We start from the raw sequence: 3,980 nt of genomic DNA, 5'->3' as shown, positions 1-3,980 counted from the left end.
CTCCAGGTTCACGCCGTGCTCGTGGGCGAGCTTGCGCACCAGCGGCGTCACGTACGGGCTCTCGCCGGAGGGCAGCGGCGCCGGCTCGGTGGCGGGCGTCGTGGTGATCGGCGTGTACGCCTGCGGCGCGGGCCGCGGCGGCTGCGGGAACTGCTGCGGAGCCTGCGGCGCGGGCTGCGGGATCGACGAGATCGGCGGCTGCGGCGGCGCGGGCGCCGGGGCCGGGGCGGGCGGCGGGACGGCGGCCTGGGGCGCGGGCAGCGGCTCCGGCTCGGGCAGCGGCTCGGGAGCCGCCACCGGGGCCTCGGCGGCGGGCGCGCCACCGGCGGCGGAGTCGATGACCGCCAGCTCGGCGCCGACCTCCACCGTCTCGTCCTCGGCCACGACGATCTTCGTCAGGAAGCCCGCGGACGGCGAGGGGATCTCGGTGTCGACCTTGTCGGTCGAGACTTCGAGCAGCGGCTCGTCGGCCTCGACGTGGTCGCCCTCCTTCTTCAGCCAGCGGGTGACGGTGCCCTCGGTAACGCTCTCGCCGAGCTGGGGCATGGTTACGGAGACAGGCATGATGAGTCTTTCCTATGAGGGCTTGTCAGTTGTGGACGTGCAGCGGCTTGCCGGCCAGGGCCAGCATGGCCTCGCCGAGAGCCTCCGACTGGGTCGGATGCGGATGGATCAGCTGGGCCACATCGCTCGCCGTCGCCTCCCAGTTGTAGATCAGCTGGGCCTCCGCGATGAGCTCGCCGACCCGGCCGCCGACCATGTGCACGCCGAGGACCCGGCCGTCGCGCTCGGCCACGACCTTGACCTCGCCCTGGGTCTGCAGGATCTTGCTCCGCCCGTTCCCGGCCAGGTTATAAGTCAGCTCTACCACGTCGAAGCCGCGCTCACGTGCCTGCGCGGAACTGATGCCCACCGCGGCGACCTCGGGCTCGCTGTAGGTGATCCGGGGCACGCCGTCGTAGTCGATCGCCACCGGGTTCAGACCGGCGATCTGCTCGGCCACCAGGATGCCCTCGGCGAAGCCGACGTGGGCCAGCTGCGGGGTCGGGATCAGGTCGCCCACCGCGTACACCCCCGGGACGCCGGTCCGGCAGAGCTCGTCCACCAGGACGTAGCCGCGGTCCAGGGTCACCCCGGCGGTCTCGAAGCCCAGACCGGCGGAGACCGGGCCGCGGCCGACCGCCACCAGGAGCAGCTCCGCGTCCAGCGTCTTGCCGTTCTCCAGGGAGACCACCACGCCGGTGTCGGTGGTCTTCACGCTGTCGAAGCGCGCGCCGAGCTCATACTTGATGCCGCGCCGCCGGAAGGCACGCTCCAACAGCTTGGAGTTGGCCTCGTCCTCCAGCGGGAGCAGGTGGGGCAGCGCCTCCACGATCGTCACCTCGGCGCCGAAGGAGCGCCACACGCTGGCGAACTCGACGCCGATGACGCCGCCGCCGAGGACCACCACCGAGGTGGGCACCCGGTCCAGCACCAGGGCGTGGTCGCTGGTGATGACCTTGCTGCCGTCGATGTCCAGACCGGGCAGCGACTTGGCCGCCGACCCGGTGGCCAGCACCAGGTTCGTGCCCTCGTAGACCTGCCCGTCCACGATGACCCGGTTCGGGCCGATGACCCGGCCCTCGCCCTCGATCACGGTGATCTTCTTGCTCTTGATCAACCCGGTCAGGCCCTTCCAGAGCCCGTTGATCACCTTGTCCTTGTACGCGAGCACGCCCGGCACGTCGATCCCGTCGAAACGGGTCTTGACCCCGAACGCCTCACCCTCACGGGCCTGGTCGGCCAGCTCCGCCGCGTGCAGCAGCGCCTTCGTGGGAATGCACCCGTTGTGCAGACAGGTGCCGCCGACCTTCCCCTTCTCGATCAGCGCCACGCTCTTGCCGAGCTCGGCCGCCCGCAGGGCACAGGCGTAACCGCCGCTACCGCCACCTAGGACGACAATGTCGAAGGGGCCGCTGCCATCAGCCACTGGAAAGCTCCCTAATGATTTTCACGTGCCGTTGTGACGGCATCTTTTCACTTGTCACTGAAGATCGTGGTTCAGACGCGGGCGCTACCGCGCGTATCGCTCCGCGATCCCGAACAACGTACGCGTGAGGGCGCCTGTTCCGCCCTTCGGCGTGTATCCATGAGGTTCGCCCTTGTTGAAGGCCGGACCCGCCATGTCCACATGTGCCCAGGGAACGCCGTCGGGAACGAACTCGCGCAGGAAAATCCCGGCCGCCAGCATGCCGCCCCAGCGCTCCGGGTTCAGGTTCGCGATGTCGGCGATCGGCGAGTCGAGGCCCTTGCGCAGCTCCTCGGGGAGCGGCATGCCCCAGGCGCCCTCCCCCTGCGCCTGGGCCACCTCGACGATCTCTTCGCGCAGGTCGTCGTCGTTGGACATGACCGCGCAGGTCCGCCAGCCGAGCGCGATGATCTGACTACCGGTCAGGGTGGCCACGTCGATGATCAGATCCGGGGCGTCCTCGGCCGCGCGGGCGATGCCGTCGATCAGCACCAGCCGGCCCTCGGCGTCGGTGTCCAGGACCTCGACGGTCTTGCCGCTGTAGGTGTGCAGCACGTCGGAGGGGCGCTGGGCGGTGCCGGACGGCATGTTCTCGGCCAGGCACAGGTAGCCGATCACGTTGACCTTCAGGCCGAGCCTGGCCACCGCCAGCACCGCGCCGAGCACCGCGCCCGCGCCGCCCATGTCGGACTTCATCCAGTCCATGCTGGCGGCGGGCTTGAGTGACAGGCCGCCGGAGTCGAATGTGATGCCCTTGCCGACGTACGCGATCGTCTTGCCGGCCTCGGGGTGCGCGTATGCCACGCGGACCAGCCGGGGCGGGTTCGTGGAGCCCTGGCCGACGCCGACGATGCCGCCGTAGCCCGCGTCCTTGAGGGCGATCTCGTCAAGGATGTCGACGGACAGGCCCGCCTTGCCCGCGGCCTCCTCGGCGATCTCGGCCAGCTTGGCCGGCCACAGGTCCGACGGCGGGGTGTTCACCAGGTCGCGGACCAGGTTCACCGCCTCGGCCAGGGTGGCCGCCCGGTGCGCGGCCGCCTCGGCGCCCTCGGCCTCGGTCAGCACGACCACCTCGCCGACCGGGGCCTTGCGCTGGCCGTTGGTCTGATACCTGCTGAAGCCGTACGCGCCGAGCAGGGCGCCCAGGGCGATCGCCTCCACCTCGGTGGCGCTGGGGGCGGGCAGCGCGAAGGTCGCGTCCGGGGTGCCGGCCAGGGAGCGCACGGCGGCGCCCGCGGCCCGGCGGAGCGTCTCGGCCTTGTAGTCCCCCTCAGGGGCGTCGCCCAGGCCGACCGCGACGACGATCGGCGCGGGCAGGGCGCCGAAGGTGGGGAACTTGGCGATCTCCTCGGCCTTGCCGGTGAAACCCATCGCGGTCAGGGTGGCGGCGAGCTGTCCGCCGAGCGCCTGATCGAGGCCGTCGGCACCGGGAGCGGTCTGTGGGCCGTCCGGGGAAGCGTGGATGCCGATAACGAGAGCACTGGTCTCGATGGAGACCGTGGCAGATGCATTGACGCGCACTGTGGTCACTGGCCGATGCTAGCTGGGCTTTCACGGTACGCATAAACGAGGGTTCGTCCTACCAATCGTCCGGGGCCTGTCAAAGATCAGGTAAGCAGGGCCGCGGCGGTCACCAGGACCGTCGTGGTGGTCACCTCGACGAGGGATCCGAGCACGTCACCGGTGATGCCGCCCAACCTGCGCACCGCCCGTCGCCGGACTTCCCACGCCACAATTAGCCCGGAGCCGACCGCGATGAGGAGATAAATCCAGCCATCTCGTGACATGGCCAGAAAAGTCAGCCCGACAGTAAATGCGGTTGCGGTCATGGCCCCGAACCACCCTACCGTCCCCGCGACCAGTGCCCCCAACCCATCCTCCCGGGCCGACGGCACCCCCTCACGGCACGCCCACGTCACCGCCAGCCGCCCCGCGACACACGCCACCCCCAGCACCACCGCCCCCTCCCGCG

General features: G+C 70.5%; 4 protein-coding genes. All 4 read right to left on the bottom strand.

Annotated features, from left to right (window positions below):
- Nucleotides 1–564 (bottom strand): biotin/lipoyl-containing protein (locus tag Amac_RS51065; RefSeq protein WP_307729869.1); only part of this gene is annotated, 564 nt, incomplete at its 3' end.
- A 25-nt stretch (nucleotides 565–589) separates the two neighbouring features.
- Nucleotides 590–1,969, bottom strand: a complete 1,380-nt coding sequence (lpdA, locus tag Amac_RS51060; protein WP_155361667.1) for a dihydrolipoyl dehydrogenase — start codon at nucleotides 1,967–1,969, stop codon at nucleotides 590–592.
- An 84-nt stretch (nucleotides 1,970–2,053) separates the two neighbouring features.
- Nucleotides 2,054–3,538, bottom strand: a complete 1,485-nt coding sequence (locus tag Amac_RS51055; RefSeq protein ID WP_155361666.1) for a leucyl aminopeptidase — start codon at nucleotides 3,536–3,538, stop codon at nucleotides 2,054–2,056.
- A gap of 77 nt (nucleotides 3,539–3,615) precedes the next feature.
- The coding region (locus tag Amac_RS51050; RefSeq protein WP_174900328.1) for an adenosylcobinamide-GDP ribazoletransferase at nucleotides 3,616–3,980 on the bottom strand (365 nt) is incomplete at its 5' end.

The sequence above is a fragment of the Acrocarpospora macrocephala genome (genome assembly GCF_009687865.1).
GTDB classification, from domain to species: domain Bacteria; phylum Actinomycetota; class Actinomycetes; order Streptosporangiales; family Streptosporangiaceae; genus Acrocarpospora; species Acrocarpospora macrocephala.
Note: the sequence above shows the minus strand (reverse complement) of the source record. Positions and strands in the feature narration are given on the sequence as shown.